A 13,664-nucleotide genomic window follows, 5' to 3' on the forward strand; every position below is an offset into this window, starting at 1 on the left:
TCAGCTCTCGGCGGTCTCGGTGCTGACGCCCGCATCCGCGAACGTCGACATGCTCGCCAGGGTTGCAATCGCTGCGTGTACGAGCGGCAGCGCAGTCAGTGCTCCCGAGCCTTCGCCGAGGCGCATGTCGAGTTCCAGCAACGGCTCGATTCGTAGATGCCGCAATGCGATCGAGTGCGCGGGCTCGGTGGATCGGTGCCCCGCAACCCACCACTCCCGCGCTCCGCGCGCAGACTCCTCGGCAACCAGGGCGGCGGCTGTCACCACGAGTCCGTCCAAGATAACCGGAGTTCTACGATGTGCGGCCTGAGCGAGAAACCCCGCCATCGCGGCGATATCGGCACCGCCCGCGACTTTCAGAAGTGCGACTGGATCTTTCACCACCGGACGGGCACGACGCATGGCATCGCGAATCGCAGCTGTCTTCCTGATCCATCCGGCATCGTCGACGCCGGTACCGCGTCCGACGGCTGCCACCGGCTCGGTGTCGGTGAGTGCTGCAATCAATGCCGTTGCAGGAGTGGTGTTTCCAATTCCCATATCGCCTGCGATCAGCAGGTCGGCGCCGCCGTCCACTTCCTCGTCAGCGATTGCGGCTCCGGCGTCGATCGCTGCGCGTACTTCGTCCTCGGTGAGTGCGTCCTCGCGGTCGATCGACCCGCTGGACCGCCTGATCTTATGGGCGCTGATCGATGGATCGGTATCGCTCGCCACGGCGATATCCACTACCCGAACCGAGGCACCTGCGGTGAGCGCCAATGCGTTCACCGCGGCACCTCCCGCGAGGAAGTTGGCCACCATCTGTCCGGTGACTTCGCTCGGGTATGCGGATACTCCGTGGGCTGCAACGCCGTGGTCGCCCGCGAATACGACAACGCGAGGCCGCGACAGCGGTGTCGGCGGGCACAGATCCTGACACGCCGCAATCCACTCACCCAAATATTCGAGTCGGCCGAGGCTACCCGCAGGCTTGGTGAGTCTCTGTTGACGCTCCGATGCCTGAACACGGGCCTCGGCAGAGGGCGGAGACACCGGCCGCAGCGATGCTGGAATCTCGGTCGGCTCGGAAATGTCTGTCACAGCAGAACCTTTCATGGCGTGAATTCGCGTGAATTCTTCGATGCGTCGACGCTCTTCAATGTCAGGGGCAAGCCCGCGACGACAAGCACGACTTCGTCGCACACAGCAGCAAGGCGCTGGTTCAGAACCCCGAGTTCATCGCGGAACAGCCGTCCGGATTTGGTGTCGGGAACAATGCTCAGACCGACCTCCGGGCTGACCATGACAACACGGTGGCGGCATCGGCGCACCGCATCGACGAGTGCATCGACCAGTGGTGCAACCGTACCGCGTGGAGCATCCCACGCTGCCTCGTCGTCGAGCACACCCGTCAGCCACGTGCCGAGATCGTCGACGATCGTGACACCATCGCCGACGAGAACGGTGGCAGGCAGATCTGTCGGACTCTCGACCGTCGTCCACTCCGGCGGGCGGCGTCGACGGTGCTCGTCTATTCGAGCCTCCCAGTCTGTGTCACCCGGGTCACTGCGACCCGTTGCCACGTACCTCACCGGACCGGCCACACCGACGAGTACTTCGGCGTGGCTGGATTTGCCTGATCGCGCACCTCCGAGGACGAGGGTGCGCAGCGGCGGTGTCACAGGGTCGTCAAGGCTCGGCTCAGACAGCCGCGCCGCGCTCCACCTGTGGCTTGGGTGCACGCATCTTGCGCAGCTGAGACGCGCGCACGAAGGCGTACCAGCCGAGCTTGAAGCCGCCGTCCTCGGTGTCGGGGAACCGCTCACGGACCCGATTGTTGATCTGGCGGCCGATGTAAACGCCCTCGATCACCATGAACAGCATCATCACGAACATTGCGAGGGTCACGAACGCCTGCACACCTGGGCTGAGGAACAGCGCGAAGATCAGCAGAAGCGCCAGGGGCATGAAAAGACCGACGAGGTTTCTGCGTGCATCGACAAGATTTCTGGTGAATGCACGCACCGGGCCCTTGTCTCGGGGGAGCAGGTACTTGTCCTCGCCCGCGAGCATCCGTTCGCGGCGTTCCGAAGAGGCTGCGCGGCGCTCGGATGACGCCTGCTTGCGGTCGTCCTTGCTGCCGCGATTGGCCTTGCGGCGCTCGCGTGCTTCTTTACCGGTCATCGGAGGCGGCGCCACCGGGCCACGGCGACGCGTCTCGGCCTCACGCCGTTTCGGCGTGGGGCGGCCCTTGCCGACGGACTCCGCCGGCGAGCTCTCGATGGGGGCAGAAGACTCGACGGACTTCGAATCGTCTCCGTCCGAATTGTCAGAGTTTCCGCGGCGTAGCAACTTCACCCTCCCAGGTTATGGGATGGCAGCCGATAGTTGAACACCGGCCATGTCGAAGGGTTACCGGTGGTGGCGTCAGTAGGCATGCCGAGAGCGGAAGTCGGGCGTGGATGTTACGCGATAGACTCCACACGATGCGAGTGATGGTTGCTCCCGATTCGTTCGGTGAGACGTTGACAGCGACCGAGGCAGCCGATGCGATCGGGCGGGGCTGGCTCTCTGCCAGACCTGACGACGAGGTGCTGCTGGCGCCCCAATCGGATGGCGGACCGGGGTTCGTCGACGTCCTCGCAACTCGGTTGGGCACTGTGAAGCATCTCGAGGTGGACGGCCCCGTAGGCCGGACCGTCGACGCTGCGTGGCTACTCGACGGCTCGACGGCGTATATCGAGGCCGCATCGGCGTGCGGACTCGCGCTTCTCGGTGGGCCGCCCACACTGCAGAGCGCATTGAATTCGTCGAGTTTCGGCGTAGGGCAGCTGATCGCGGCCGCACTGGGCGAAGACACAGTGAACACCGTGTATGTGGGCCTCGGTGGTAGCAGTTGCACTGACGGTGGCCGCGGCATGATTCGAGCGCTCGGCGGCCTGACTGCAGCAACCGAGCGCCTGCGTGGTGTCGATCTCGTTGCCGCGACGGACGTGGAGAATCACTTGCTCGGCGAATTTGGCGCCGCCCATGTGTTCGGTCCGCAGAAAGGTGCCGACGCTGAGATGGTCGAGACACTCGAAGGCCTCAACAGAGACTGGGCTGCGGTGCTGGAATTCCGGGCAAGGCGCGACGTAGCGGAACTGGCAGGCGCTGGAGCTGCCGGTGGAATCGGCGCTGCACTGTTCGCGCTCGGCGGTCGTCGTGAATCCGGGGCGGCGGTCGTCGCGGAGGTGACCGACCAGCAGACGATGATCGAGTCGGTCGAGTTGGTCGTGACCGGTGAAGGGAAGTTCGATTCGCAATCCCTTCGGGGCAAGCTGGTGACGAGGCTTGCGGCCGCAGGTGGCGAATCCGGGATCGAGTCGATTGTTCTCGCGGGCCAGGTGCTCCTCGATGCACAACAGTTGGAGTCCGCCGGGATTTCTCGCGCCTATTCGGTGACGGAATTCGCCGGCTCGATCGAGAAATCCATGTCCGACGCCGGGAATCAGCTCGAACTCCTTGCAGGTGTTGCGGCGGCGGAGTTCGAGCCCCGACGCTGAATGCCCGACGGCGGACGGCAACGTGAGGAATAACCACATCCGGAGTACGGTTGAGTTGTTCACGGGTTTGGTACGACTGACAGGGAGAGCCCATGACCGTCTCGAACGAGACCATCACGCACAAGGTCACGATGACAGAAGCTGCGTCATCGAAGGCCAAGGCGTTGCTGGATCAAGAAGGCCGCGATGACCTCGCGCTGCGTATTGCCGTACAGCCTGGAGGCTGTGCAGGTTTGCGCTACCAGCTCTTCTTCGACGATCGCAACCTCGACGGCGACCTCGCAGTGGACTTCGAAGGAGTCACGCTCGCGGTCGACCGTATGAGCGCTCCGTACGTCGAAGGTGCGTCCATCGATTTTGTGGACACCATCGAAAAGCAGGGCTTCACAATCGACAATCCGAACGCAACGGGCTCGTGTGCCTGCGGCGATTCGTTCAACTGAGCTATAGCTCAGCGAACTTCTGACCGGTACCCGCGCTTGCGGGTACCGGTCAGAAGCATGTGCGTATTCTGGAAGGTCCACGTCCGGTGCAGGCTGGCCCCACTGAGTAACCTATGCGCTCCACGCCTGACGTAACGTGGTTGCCTACGCAGTACGTAGCTCTTCGATGGTGTTGACCACACCATCGTGTCGACCACCATCGAAAGGCCCAAGTACGTGACTCTTGCGGTATCGGGATCCATAGCAACCGATCACCTGATGCGGTTCCCCGGCAAGTTCGTCGATCAGTTGGTAGCGGATCAGCTGACCAACATTTCGCTGAGCTTCCTCGTCGACGATCTCGTCATCAGGAAGGGCGGCGTCGGAGGCAACATCGCCTACGCACTGGGCGTCCTCGGTGGATCACCGCTCCTCGTCGGTGCGGTCGGTCCTGACTTCGGCGAATATCGTTCGTGGCTTGAAGCGAACGGTGTCGACTGTGGCGGGGTGCGGGTGTCGGCTACCGCGCACACCGCGCGGTTCGTCTGCACCACCGACGAAGACATGGCGCAGATCGCGTCGTTCTATCCCGGTGCGATGAGCGAAGCTCGTGACATTTCGATCGCGGAGCTCGAGTCGAAGGATCCCATCGACCTGGTGCTGGTCGGCGCAAACGATCCGGATGCAATGCTGGCGCACACAGAGCAGTGCCGCACAGCGGGCATTCCGTTCGCGGCGGACCCGTCACAGCAGTTGGCGCGCCTCAGCGGGGAACAAGCGACGGCTCTGATCGAGGGCGCGGCCTACCTCTTCACCAACGAGTACGAGTGGGGACTTCTCCGGCAGAAGACCGGATTGTCCGAGGCCGAGATCGCGGCCAAGGTCGGCGTGCGAGTGACTACGCTCGGCAAGTCCGGTGTAGAGATCGTGACCGCTGACGGCACTAAGACCCACGTCGCAGTGGTACCGGAAACCAGCAAGGTGGATCCGACGGGCGTCGGCGACGGCTTCCGTGCGGGATTCCTCATTGCACACCTGGCCGGTGCGTCTGTCGAACGCGCTGCGCAGCTCGGCTCGTTGGTAGCTGTCCTGGTCCTGGAGACCACGGGCACCCAGGAATGGACCTTCGTTCGCGACGACGCTCTCAAGCGGCTCGGTGCGGCGTACGGAATGAGCGCTGCCGACGAGATCGGTGCATTGCTGCCCGTCTAGCCCTTTGGCATGAATGCGCCATCGCAACCGTCCAGCCGTTGCGATGGCGCATTCATGCCGATGGGATGGCTAGAGCGCGACCGGATATGAGGGCTCCGCGATGTTCGGAACGATGCGCTTCTCGACGAAAATTCCATGCCACACCATGAAGATGAGCACAGTCCACAGCCGACGACTGTGGTCGGACTTGCCGTCCCGGTGCTCGTTGAGCATCGCCGTGATGGCTGACTTGTTCAGAATATGATCGGTTTCGGACTCTTGGATCTGTTGGTGCGCCCAATCGAAGAGTTCTGTTCCGCGCAACCAGTGCCGCAGGGGAACCGGGAACCCGAGCTTGGCCCGGTGTAGGACGTGCCCCGGCACGATGCCCTCCAAAGCCTGACGCAGCGCGTACTTCGTCGTGTCCTTGGTGATCTTCTGCTCCAGCGGCAGCTTCTCGGCGACCTTGAACACCTCGGAGTCGAGGAACGGAACACGAAGTTCGAGTGAGTTGGCCATGGTGATCTTGTCGGCTTTGACAAGGATGTCTCCACGTAGCCACGTGAACAAATCAAGGTGCTGCATCCGAGCGACGGGATCCCAACCCACGGACTGTGCGTAGATGGGTGCCGTCACGTCGGTGTGGGTCCACTCCGGTCGGAAGTCGCGGAGTACGGCGCGGAGTTGGGCGTCGCCGAAGCTGCGTGCATTTCCGTAGTAACGGTCTTCGAGAGTCATCGAGCCTCGGTGGAGCAGGCTCTTGCCGCGTGTCCCGTCGGGGATTTTCTCGCTCAGTGCCCCTGCAGCGCGGCGCAGCCCCTTCGGTAGATAATCGAAAGGCTTCAGCGATAGTGGTTCCCGATAGATCGTGTAGCCACCGAAGAGTTCGTCGGCGCCCTCGCCGGACAAGACCACCTTGACGTGTTTGCGCGCTTCCTTGGCCACGAAGTACAGCGGCACCAACGCTGGGTCGGCGACAGGGTCGTCGAGGTACCAGACGATCTCAGGAATCGACGCCGCGAATTCTTCCGGCCCCACGACCTTGACCACGTGCCGAGCCCCGATTGCTGCAGCGGACTCAGCCGCCACGTCGACCTCGGAATAGCCTTCGCGCTCGAACCCCGTTGTAAACGTGATGAGGTTCGGATTGTGGCGTATCGCCAGTGCCGCGATGGCAGTCGAGTCGATTCCTCCGGAAAGGAACGAGCCGACTGTGACGTCGGCGCGCATGTGTTTGGCGACGGAATCTTCGAGCGCCTCGGCGATCTCCTGGTATCGGGCGGCCTCGGAACCGGGCGTGAACGGCTTCACCGCGAACTTCGGTGTGAAGTAGCGGGTGATCTTCGGCGCTGTGCCGGGGGAGAGGGTGGCGAAGCAGCCTGATTCGAGGCGACGGATTTCGGCGTGCAGAGTCTCGGGCTCGGGAACGTACTGCAGGACGGTGTAATGCTCTGTCGCGCGCGGATCGAGGTCCAACCCGATACCGACGAGATCGGCGAGCTCGAGCAGGCTCTTCTTCTCACTGCCGAATGCCGTGCCACCAGCGCCCGTGGCGACGAAGAGGGGCTTGATGCCGAACGGATCGCGAGCGATGAACATCTCTCGCGTCTCGGTATCCCAGATCGCGAAGGCGAACATGCCACGTAGACGGCGGACCGCTTCGGCGCCCCAGTAATGGAACGCAGCGACGATTGACTCGCCGTCGCCTTCCGTGAAAAATTCGGCACCGTGCTCGGCCGTCAGTTCGGCGCGCAGCTCGAGGTAGTTGTAGATCTCGCCGTTGAACGTCAACGCGTACCGGGTCGGGTTCTCGGCCGGGCCCCAGCGCAGAGGCTGGTGCGAATGGGCGATATCGATGATCGACAGCCGATTGAAGCCGTAGATTACGTCGTCGTCGTGCCATGTTCCCGGCTCGTCCGGACCGCGGTGCCGCATGCAGTGCATGGCCGAGGAGACGGCATCGACCCCCGCAGCATTCGTGCAGGCCGACGTCAGTACACCTAGTAGTCCACACACAGCGTCCACTACCTCGTTTCGCAATTGGGAAATGTTCGCCCGCCCGCGCCGGCCGCAATCTGTGCAGCACCCGGCGACACGGAAGTTACGAGTATGCCGCAGACACGGCCGACACCAGGTAACGACCCAACAGTAGTGTTTCGCCGGCTTTGGTCTACGCTGCGTAGTACTAGGGCATCCGCATGTGGAGGCCCTATTCTTCAGTGGTGAGCGATCAGGAAGGCGTGAACGTGGCGCAGAGTCGGATCCTTCGGCGAGCTGGGCTTGCAGCATTTCTCGGCGTAGCCGCGTTGCTGCTGTCGGGCTGTTCCATCGACAACGAGGTCCTGCGCTTCGGCTTTCCAGTGGGCATCACGCCCCAGGGCGAGTCGATCCGCGAGTTGTGGACGTGGTCGGTAATTGCAGCCTTGATCATGGGCATCATCGTGTGGGCTCTGATCTTCTGGGTGGTCATCTTCCACCGCAAGAAGAAGGACTCGCCCGAATTCCCGCGTCAGACGGCGTACAACGTGCCGTTGGAGCTCTTTTACACAGCGGTCCCGTTCGTCATCATCGCGGTGTTGTTCTACTTCACCGTCGTGGTGCAGAACTACGTCGACGAGAAACAGCCGAATCCTGACGTCACGGTCGACGTGACGGCCTTCCAGTGGAACTGGAAGTTCGGTTACCAGACAGTCGATCTGAAAGACGGCACCGTCAAGTACGACGGCACGGACGTCGAGGCGCAAGCAGCTGCCGAGGCCTCCGCCAATCCGCCCGAAGGTGAAGCTGAAGGTAGCGAGGACGGCGAGATCGTTCCTGGAGCCATTCACGGAGTGAGCCCGCAGGATCTGTCCTACCTGCACTATGACCAGATCGAGACCGTCGGTACCAGCAACGAGATTCCGGTTTTGGTTCTCCCAACGGGCAAGCGGATCGAATTCGTACTTGCATCCTCCGACGTCATCCACGGCTTCTGGGTTCCGGAGTTCCTGTTCAAGCGCGACGTGCTGCCGAACCCGAAGGAAAACCACTCGGACAACGTTTTCCAGATTTCCGAAATCGAGCGAGAAGGTGCGTTCGTCGGTCGCTGCACCGAAATGTGCGGCACGTTCCACGCGATGATGAACTTCGAGGTTCGTGCGGTGTCGCCGGACGATTTCGAGCAATACATCGAACTGCGCAAGCCTGCGTCGGACGGGGGCGAAGGTCTGACCAACGCCCAGGCGCTTCAAGCAATCGGGCAATCTCCGATCGCAACGAGCACAATCCCGTTCACCACTGACCGTGCGCAGAAGTCCGAAACCGTCGCCGAAGGCAACTGACCCAGGAAGAATGTTGAAATGAAAATCGAAGCCAAGATCTTCGAGATCCTGACTGTCTTCTTTCTTCTCGTCGGGATCGTGTACGCGCTCTTCACGGGCTTTTCTCGTACAGGCGTCGAGTGGGCAGGCGTCACGGCAATCGCGTTGTCAGTCGGCCTGACCCTCATCATCGGAACCTACTTCCGATTCGTGGCACGTCGGCTCGACACCCGCCCGGAGGACTTCGACGACGCCGAGATCAGTGACGGCGCAGGTGACCTCGGGTTCTTCAGTCCCGGTAGCTTCTGGCCAATTCTGTTGGCGGGGGCCGCGTCGGTCACAGCCCTCGGATTCGCCTTCTTCCTGTGGTGGCTCATTGCCTTCGGTGTTCTGCTGATTCTGTCGGCAGCCGCCGGGCTGGTCTTCGAGTATCACCTCGGACCTGAGAAACACTGACAGTCGGTCACAATCGGTGAAAGCGCCGATCATCCTTCGGGATGGTCGGCGCTTTGGTCGTTGACGGGTCTCGAACCCCGCGGGGTATGCCCCTGCTAGGTCCCTGATAGTCGGACCATGCTCGCCAGAGCCGCGTTTCGCTAGTTGTCAGTCTTTTCTCGCGTGCGTCCACCGGGTGATGCCGGGCCGTGCGCTGAGCAGCGTGTGCTCCGGCAAGGGGGCGGGACCCTAGGTTCGATGTGACCGTTGTTCCACGGTGTTCGCGGTGGGTGGACGAGATACCAACGCGGTTCGTGCAGAACCGCTGCAGCACCAGCGGCGGGTTCATCCGACAGTGCGAACGTCTTGCGGAGCTCCTTGACCAACCGCTCGGCGGCCATCGAACGCTCGACGATGGTCATCAGCGACAGGCGTGCGTGCTCGTCGATCATCGATGCGATCTTGATAAGTGGATGGTGAATGCGGACCTGGCCTTTTTTCTTCGACAGGCGGTGAACTTTCCTCTGTTCACCAGTACGCCCTTTTGATCGTGCCTCAGATGCGCCCAGTCGCGGCGAAACCCGAGTATCGGGTCTTCTTTCGGGCGTAGGAAGTGCCGCCCTGAGATCGGCGTCCGCATGTGGATCGGGCAAGCCCAGCTGCTGTGCAGGCCAGCCGCTTCGACGGCCTCATTGTGGTGATGAGCATGTCGACAGCGCGGCGTGTGTCAGCTGGGCTCAGTATTTCCCCTTCGCAACCTTCAGGGTGTGGATCCGCCAGTCCGACGGTGGGGACGACGGGGGAGGGGAGTGGTTTCGAAGTCCGTGCCTCACCGGCACAACCGACAAAAGAAGGGCGACACCAGTAGGTGTCGCCCTTCTTTTCGGAGGTACTTCTAGTGCTCGATGTCGCTTTCCTGGCGAGCGGGTGTGTGCTCGGCCGCGCCGTTGGCATGGCCGTTCGCGCCGTTGCCATTGGTGTGACCGTTACCGTTCGAGCCGTTGCCGTTCGAACCCTTGCCGTTCGAAACCTTGCCGTACAGCTCGGCTTGGTAGTTCTTCAACATCGTCAGCTGCTCGATCTCACCGTGGTGCAAAGCTTCTTCGAGCGCTTTGCTTTCTGAAACCGGGTCCGGACGGAAGATCGATCCGGAACCTGGCTTACCGGCAGAACCGAGCTTGCTCATCTTCTTCGGTACAGCAGCACCCTGGTACTCGAGCGGGATCGGGTGGCCGTGGTCGTCGACCGGTCCGAGGGGCTGATGAACCTCGACGTACTGGCCGTGCGGAAGGCGCTTGATGATGCCGGTCTCGATGCCATGATCGAGGACTGCACGGTCACTGCGCTGCAAGCCGATGCAGAACCGGTACGCAACAAAGTAGGCAATCGGAGGAAGAACCAGCATTCCGATTCGACCGATCCACGTCATCGCGTTCAGCGAAATATCGAACTTGTACGCGATGATGTCGTTCACGCACGAGAGTGTGAGAACGATGTAGAACGCCAACACCATTGCTCCGATCGCGGTACGAACCGGAACGTCGCGAGGGCGCTGCAGCAGATTGTGGTGCGCAGTGTCGCCCGTGAGGCGCTTCTCGATCCACGGGTAGGCGATCATCACGGTGAAGACCAGGCCCATGATCAGAGCAACGGCGAACACAGCAGGAATTGTGTACCGACTTGCGATGTAGATATCCCATGCCGGCCACAGTCGAGCCAGGCCGTCCGTCCACATCATGTAGAAGTCGGGCTGCGAACCGGCTGAGACCTGTGCAGGGTTGTACGGTCCAAGATTCCACACCGGGTTGATCTGGAACAGACCGCCCATGAGCGCGATGATGCCGAACGTGACAGCGAAGAAGGCACCGGACTTGACGGCGAACACCGGGAGGATTCGAACGCCGACAACGTTCGTTTCGGTGCGGCCGGGCCCGGGAAACTGCGTGTGCTTCTGGTACCAGATCAACGCGAGGTGAGCCGCAATCAACGCCAGAATGATTGCGGGCAGGAGCAGCACGTGGGCAACGTAGAGGCGCGGGATGATAATCGTGCCGGGGAAGTCTCCGTCGAAGATCAGCCAGTGCATCCAGGTGCCGACAATCGGAATACTCATGGTGATGCCGGAGAACGCGGCACGTAGGCCGGTGCCCGACAGCAGGTCATCGGGGAGCGAGTAGCCGAAGAAGCCTTCGAACATCGCCAAGATCAGCAGCAAGCAACCAATGACCCAGTTCGCTTCACGCGGGCGACGGAACGCACCGGTGAAGAAGATGCGGAGCATGTGCACGATGATCGAGCACGCGAACATCAACGCTGCCCAGTGGTGAATCTGGCGCATGAAGAGTCCGCCGCGCACCTCGAACGAAATGTTGAGTGCAGTCTCGTAAGCACGAGACATGGACACTCCTCGGAGGGGCTCGTAGATGCCGTTGTACTCGACTTCGCTGAGCGAAGGGTCGAAGAACAGCGTCAGGAACACACCCGAGATCAGCAGAATGACGAAGCTGTACAGCGCGATCTCGCCCAGAAGGAAGGACCAGTGTGTCGGAAAGACCTTGTTGATCTGACGACGTAGGCCCGGTGCGAGGTGATATCGGCTGTCGACGCCGTTCGCCTGCTCGGCGGCAAGGTTCTGCAGTGAGGGACTCATGATCAGCTCTCCCTACCGGTGGGACGCTCCCAGAAGGCGGGTCCCAGGGCTTCGATGAAGTCAGCGCCGGCGACAAGGAATCCATCCTTGTCGACGGTGATCGGAAGTTGCGGCAATGCACGCGCCGCAGGTCCGAAGATCGGCTTTGCGTATTCCAGTGCGTTGAACTGCGACTGGTGGCATGGGCACAGGATGCGGTTGGTCTGCTGCTCGTACAGTGATGTCGGGCAACCCAGGTGCGTGCAAATTTTCGAGTAGGCGAAGTAATCGCCGTAGTTGAAGCTCTCTTGTCCCTTGCGCTTGATGACCTTGGCCGTGTCCTCGGTGCGGAGACGGATAAGCATCACAGCGTTGCGAATGCCGCGAAGCGATTCGAGAAGAGCGTGATCGTCGTCGCGGTCCGCCTCGCGGAAGGGAAAGACAGTTTCCATGGCTCCGGAGTCCATATCCTCGGGACGCACCAGAACGACATCGTGGGGACGCCCGGTGTCGCGCCGAAGGTAGATAGTCTCCCCAGGATAGCGCGGAGTCCAGCCGGACACCCAGAGCGGAGACTTGTCTCCTTCTGCCCATGGGTTCTTGATCAGTCCACCGAGCGGCATTATTGCCATGATTCCAAGTGCGCCGCCGCCGAAGAAGAGTGACCGCTTGATCACCTTGCGCCGAGCGATCGTCGACGTGTCGAAGGAGTCACCGAGCTCGGCGACCACTGTCCTGCGATCGATCTCGGAAGATCCGCCGTCGTGGCGGTCCTGGATCGAGACCTCTTCGGGAATGAACTTCTTGGTGAACTGAACAGCGCCGACACCGACACCGAGGATGGCGAGACCCATGGTCAGACCGATCAGCGGGGTGTACAGCGTGAATGCGCCGTAGTTCTCGTCGCCCCGGCCCGCGTACTGCCACGGCCAGAACAAGTAGACGGCAATGAACGCAACAGCTGCTACACCGGAGAGCCCAAACCAGAATGCGACGCTCCGCTCGGCCCGCTTCTCGGCGCGGGTGCCCTCGACTGCCCAACGGTCGCGCCGGTACGCAACGTTGACATGGTCGAGGTTGGTTCCGAGCTCGACGAGCTGTTCGCGCGTCATACCGGCGAGTTCCTCGTCGGTGTACTTCCTGTTCACGTCCACCCTGTCGATCTTCGAGCCGTCGACGTTCGAGCCTTCGACGTCCGAGCTGTCGCCCTGGCTACCGTCGGCGCGAGGAGAATCAGCGTCGCTCATGACCTTGCTCCGATCCACAGTGTTGCGCCGACAACGGCAGCGATTCCGACAACCCAGATTGCAATAGCTTCGGTGCCAGGTCCGAAGCCGCCGAGGCCCCAGCCACCGGGTGCATTCGTTTCCTGTGCGGACTTCACATACGAAATGATGTCGATCTTTTCTTCTTGCGTGAGCTGACGGTCCGAGAACTTCGGCATGTTCTGCGGGCCGGAGATCATGGCTGCGTAGATCTGCTGTTCGCTGGCAGGCCCTAGCGCCGGGGCGTACTTGCCGGAGGACAAGGCGCCGCCCTCGCCGGTGAAGTTGTGGCACGACGCGCAGTTCAAGCGGAACAGCTCACTGCCCCGGGCGATATCACCATCGGCGAGTGAGGACTGAGCAATATCGCCGTTGCTGTCACGGAGAACGGTGGGGCCACTACCGTTGGTCTGGATGTAGGCGCCCAGTGCGTCGACCTGCTTGTCGTCGAACTTCGGTGGTTTGCGCTCGATCTGAGCTTCGTTACGGACTGCGGGCATGCGGCCCGACGAGACCTGGAAGTAGACCGCCGCTTCACCGACTCCGATCAAGCTGGGTCCGCGGTCCTGGACGCCCTGCAAATTCACACCGTGGCAAGTGACGCAAGACGTGTCGTACAGCTGCTTACCCTCGCGGATGAGCGCGGCCGAATCCTGATCGGCCGTGGCTACCTGCGGGGTCGGTGTGAGGGCCGAAGCGAGGAAACCTGCGCTCAGTAGGCCCATCATGAGAACGAGTGCGCCGGTGACGCGGCGACGAGTCTTGCGCTTCCGCCGACTCTTGGCGGCAGAGACGGATTGGGATGCATCGAATCCGTTCGCGCTGTCGCCGGGTGCTGCTGGGGGAGATGAACTCATCTTCAATCCCTTGTCGTGTCGGGACGGACCGAACGTCGGGAG

General features: G+C 61.9%; 13 protein-coding genes. 5 read left to right on the plus strand and 8 right to left on the minus strand.

Annotation, left to right across the window (positions count from 1 at the left end; genetic code table 11):
* Genes cobT through QMK17_RS06790 form a run of 3 tightly spaced genes read right to left on the minus strand, consistent with a single transcriptional unit; the run spans window position 1 to window position 2,337 of the window.
* Window positions 1-1,080, minus strand: coding sequence for a nicotinate-nucleotide--dimethylbenzimidazole phosphoribosyltransferase (gene cobT, locus QMK17_RS06780; protein WP_442972698.1), 1,080 nt, complete (start codon window positions 1,078-1,080; stop codon window positions 1-3).
* A gap of 11 nt (window positions 1,081-1,091) precedes the next feature.
* Entirely contained in the window at window positions 1,092-1,661 is a 570-nt protein-coding gene (cobU, locus tag QMK17_RS06785) for a bifunctional adenosylcobinamide kinase/adenosylcobinamide-phosphate guanylyltransferase (RefSeq protein WP_283507730.1), read from the minus strand.
* Between the two features lie 19 nt (window positions 1,662-1,680).
* Window positions 1,681-2,337 (minus strand): DUF3043 domain-containing protein, encoded by a 657-nt coding sequence (locus QMK17_RS06790; RefSeq protein WP_283507731.1) that lies wholly within the window; start codon window positions 2,335-2,337, stop codon window positions 1,681-1,683.
* Between the two features lie 128 nt (window positions 2,338-2,465).
* On the opposite strand from QMK17_RS06790, the gene QMK17_RS06795 reads away from it, so the two are divergent.
* The 3 genes from QMK17_RS06795 (at window position 2,466) to QMK17_RS06805 (ending at window position 5,158) form a co-directional block, all read left to right on the plus strand.
* Window positions 2,466-3,524: a glycerate kinase family protein gene (locus QMK17_RS06795; protein WP_283507732.1), complete on the plus strand. Its 1,059-nt coding sequence runs from the start codon at window positions 2,466-2,468 to the stop codon at window positions 3,522-3,524.
* A 92-nt stretch (window positions 3,525-3,616) separates the two neighbouring features.
* On the plus strand, window positions 3,617-3,967 hold the full coding sequence (locus QMK17_RS06800) for a HesB/IscA family protein (RefSeq protein ID WP_283507733.1): 351 nt from the start codon (window positions 3,617-3,619) through the stop codon (window positions 3,965-3,967).
* A 216-nt stretch (window positions 3,968-4,183) separates the two neighbouring features.
* The gene (locus tag QMK17_RS06805) at window positions 4,184-5,158 is read left to right on the plus strand and encodes a carbohydrate kinase family protein (protein WP_283507995.1); all 975 of its coding nucleotides are present in this window, start codon (window positions 4,184-4,186) and stop codon (window positions 5,156-5,158) included.
* A gap of 69 nt (window positions 5,159-5,227) precedes the next feature.
* Here the strand turns inward: QMK17_RS06805 and asnB are convergent, their stop codons facing one another.
* Window positions 5,228-7,153 carry an asparagine synthase (glutamine-hydrolyzing) gene (gene asnB / locus QMK17_RS06810; protein ID WP_283507996.1) on the minus strand — a complete coding sequence of 642 codons (1,926 nt, stop codon included), beginning with the start codon at window positions 7,151-7,153 and terminating at the stop codon, window positions 5,228-5,230.
* A 224-nt stretch (window positions 7,154-7,377) separates the two neighbouring features.
* Here asnB and ctaC point away from each other — a divergent pair, with 224 nt between their 5' ends.
* On the plus strand, window positions 7,378-8,457 hold the full coding sequence (gene ctaC, locus QMK17_RS06815; RefSeq protein WP_283507997.1) for an aa3-type cytochrome oxidase subunit II: 1,080 nt from the start codon (window positions 7,378-7,380) through the stop codon (window positions 8,455-8,457).
* 18 nt (window positions 8,458-8,475) lie between these two features.
* The gene (locus QMK17_RS06820; protein ID WP_283507734.1) at window positions 8,476-8,892 is read left to right on the plus strand and encodes a cytochrome c oxidase subunit 4; all 417 of its coding nucleotides are present in this window, start codon (window positions 8,476-8,478) and stop codon (window positions 8,890-8,892) included.
* Window positions 8,893-9,032: 140 nt separating this feature from the next.
* Here the strand turns inward: QMK17_RS06820 and QMK17_RS06825 are convergent, their stop codons facing one another.
* The 4 genes from QMK17_RS06825 to qcrC all read right to left on the minus strand — a co-directional run bounded on the left by QMK17_RS06825 (window position 9,033) and on the right by qcrC (window position 13,622).
* On the minus strand, window positions 9,033-9,323 hold the full coding sequence (locus QMK17_RS06825) for a hypothetical protein (RefSeq protein ID WP_283507736.1): 291 nt from the start codon (window positions 9,321-9,323) through the stop codon (window positions 9,033-9,035).
* 443 nt (window positions 9,324-9,766) lie between these two features.
* Window positions 9,767-11,521 carry a cytochrome bc1 complex cytochrome b subunit gene (gene qcrB / locus QMK17_RS06830; RefSeq protein WP_283507737.1) on the minus strand — a complete coding sequence of 585 codons (1,755 nt, stop codon included), beginning with the start codon at window positions 11,519-11,521 and terminating at the stop codon, window positions 9,767-9,769.
* A gap of 2 nt (window positions 11,522-11,523) precedes the next feature.
* Entirely contained in the window at window positions 11,524-12,765 is a 1,242-nt protein-coding gene (gene qcrA, locus QMK17_RS06835) for a cytochrome bc1 complex Rieske iron-sulfur subunit (RefSeq protein WP_442972699.1), read from the minus strand.
* Window positions 12,744-13,622, minus strand: a complete 879-nt coding sequence (gene qcrC / locus QMK17_RS06840; protein ID WP_283507740.1) for a cytochrome bc1 complex diheme cytochrome c subunit — start codon at window positions 13,620-13,622, stop codon at window positions 12,744-12,746. Before qcrC ends, qcrA begins: the two co-directional genes overlap by 22 nt.
* Window positions 13,623-13,664 lie beyond the last annotated feature (42 nt).

It is taken from the genome of Rhodococcus sp. G-MC3, from assembly GCF_030063335.1.
Lineage (GTDB): Bacteria > Actinomycetota > Actinomycetes > Mycobacteriales > Mycobacteriaceae > Rhodococcoides.

Excerpts from the sequence above, each read along its gene's own strand:
- QMK17_RS06795 (WP_283507732.1), top strand. The coding sequence starts at position 2,466 with ATGCGAGTGATGGTTGCTCCCGATTCGTTCGGTGAGACGTTGACAGCG.
- QMK17_RS06800 (WP_283507733.1), top strand. The coding sequence starts at position 3,617 with ATGACCGTCTCGAACGAGACCATCACGCACAAGGTCACGATGACAGAA.
- QMK17_RS06820 (WP_283507734.1), top strand. The coding sequence starts at position 8,476 with ATGAAAATCGAAGCCAAGATCTTCGAGATCCTGACTGTCTTCTTTCTT.
- QMK17_RS06825 (WP_283507736.1), bottom strand. The coding sequence starts at position 9,323 with ATGATCGACGAGCACGCACGCCTGTCGCTGATGACCATCGTCGAGCGT.
- qcrB (WP_283507737.1), bottom strand. The coding sequence starts at position 11,521 with ATGAGTCCCTCACTGCAGAACCTTGCCGCCGAGCAGGCGAACGGCGTC.
- qcrC (WP_283507740.1), bottom strand. The coding sequence starts at position 13,622 with ATGAGTTCATCTCCCCCAGCAGCACCCGGCGACAGCGCGAACGGATTC.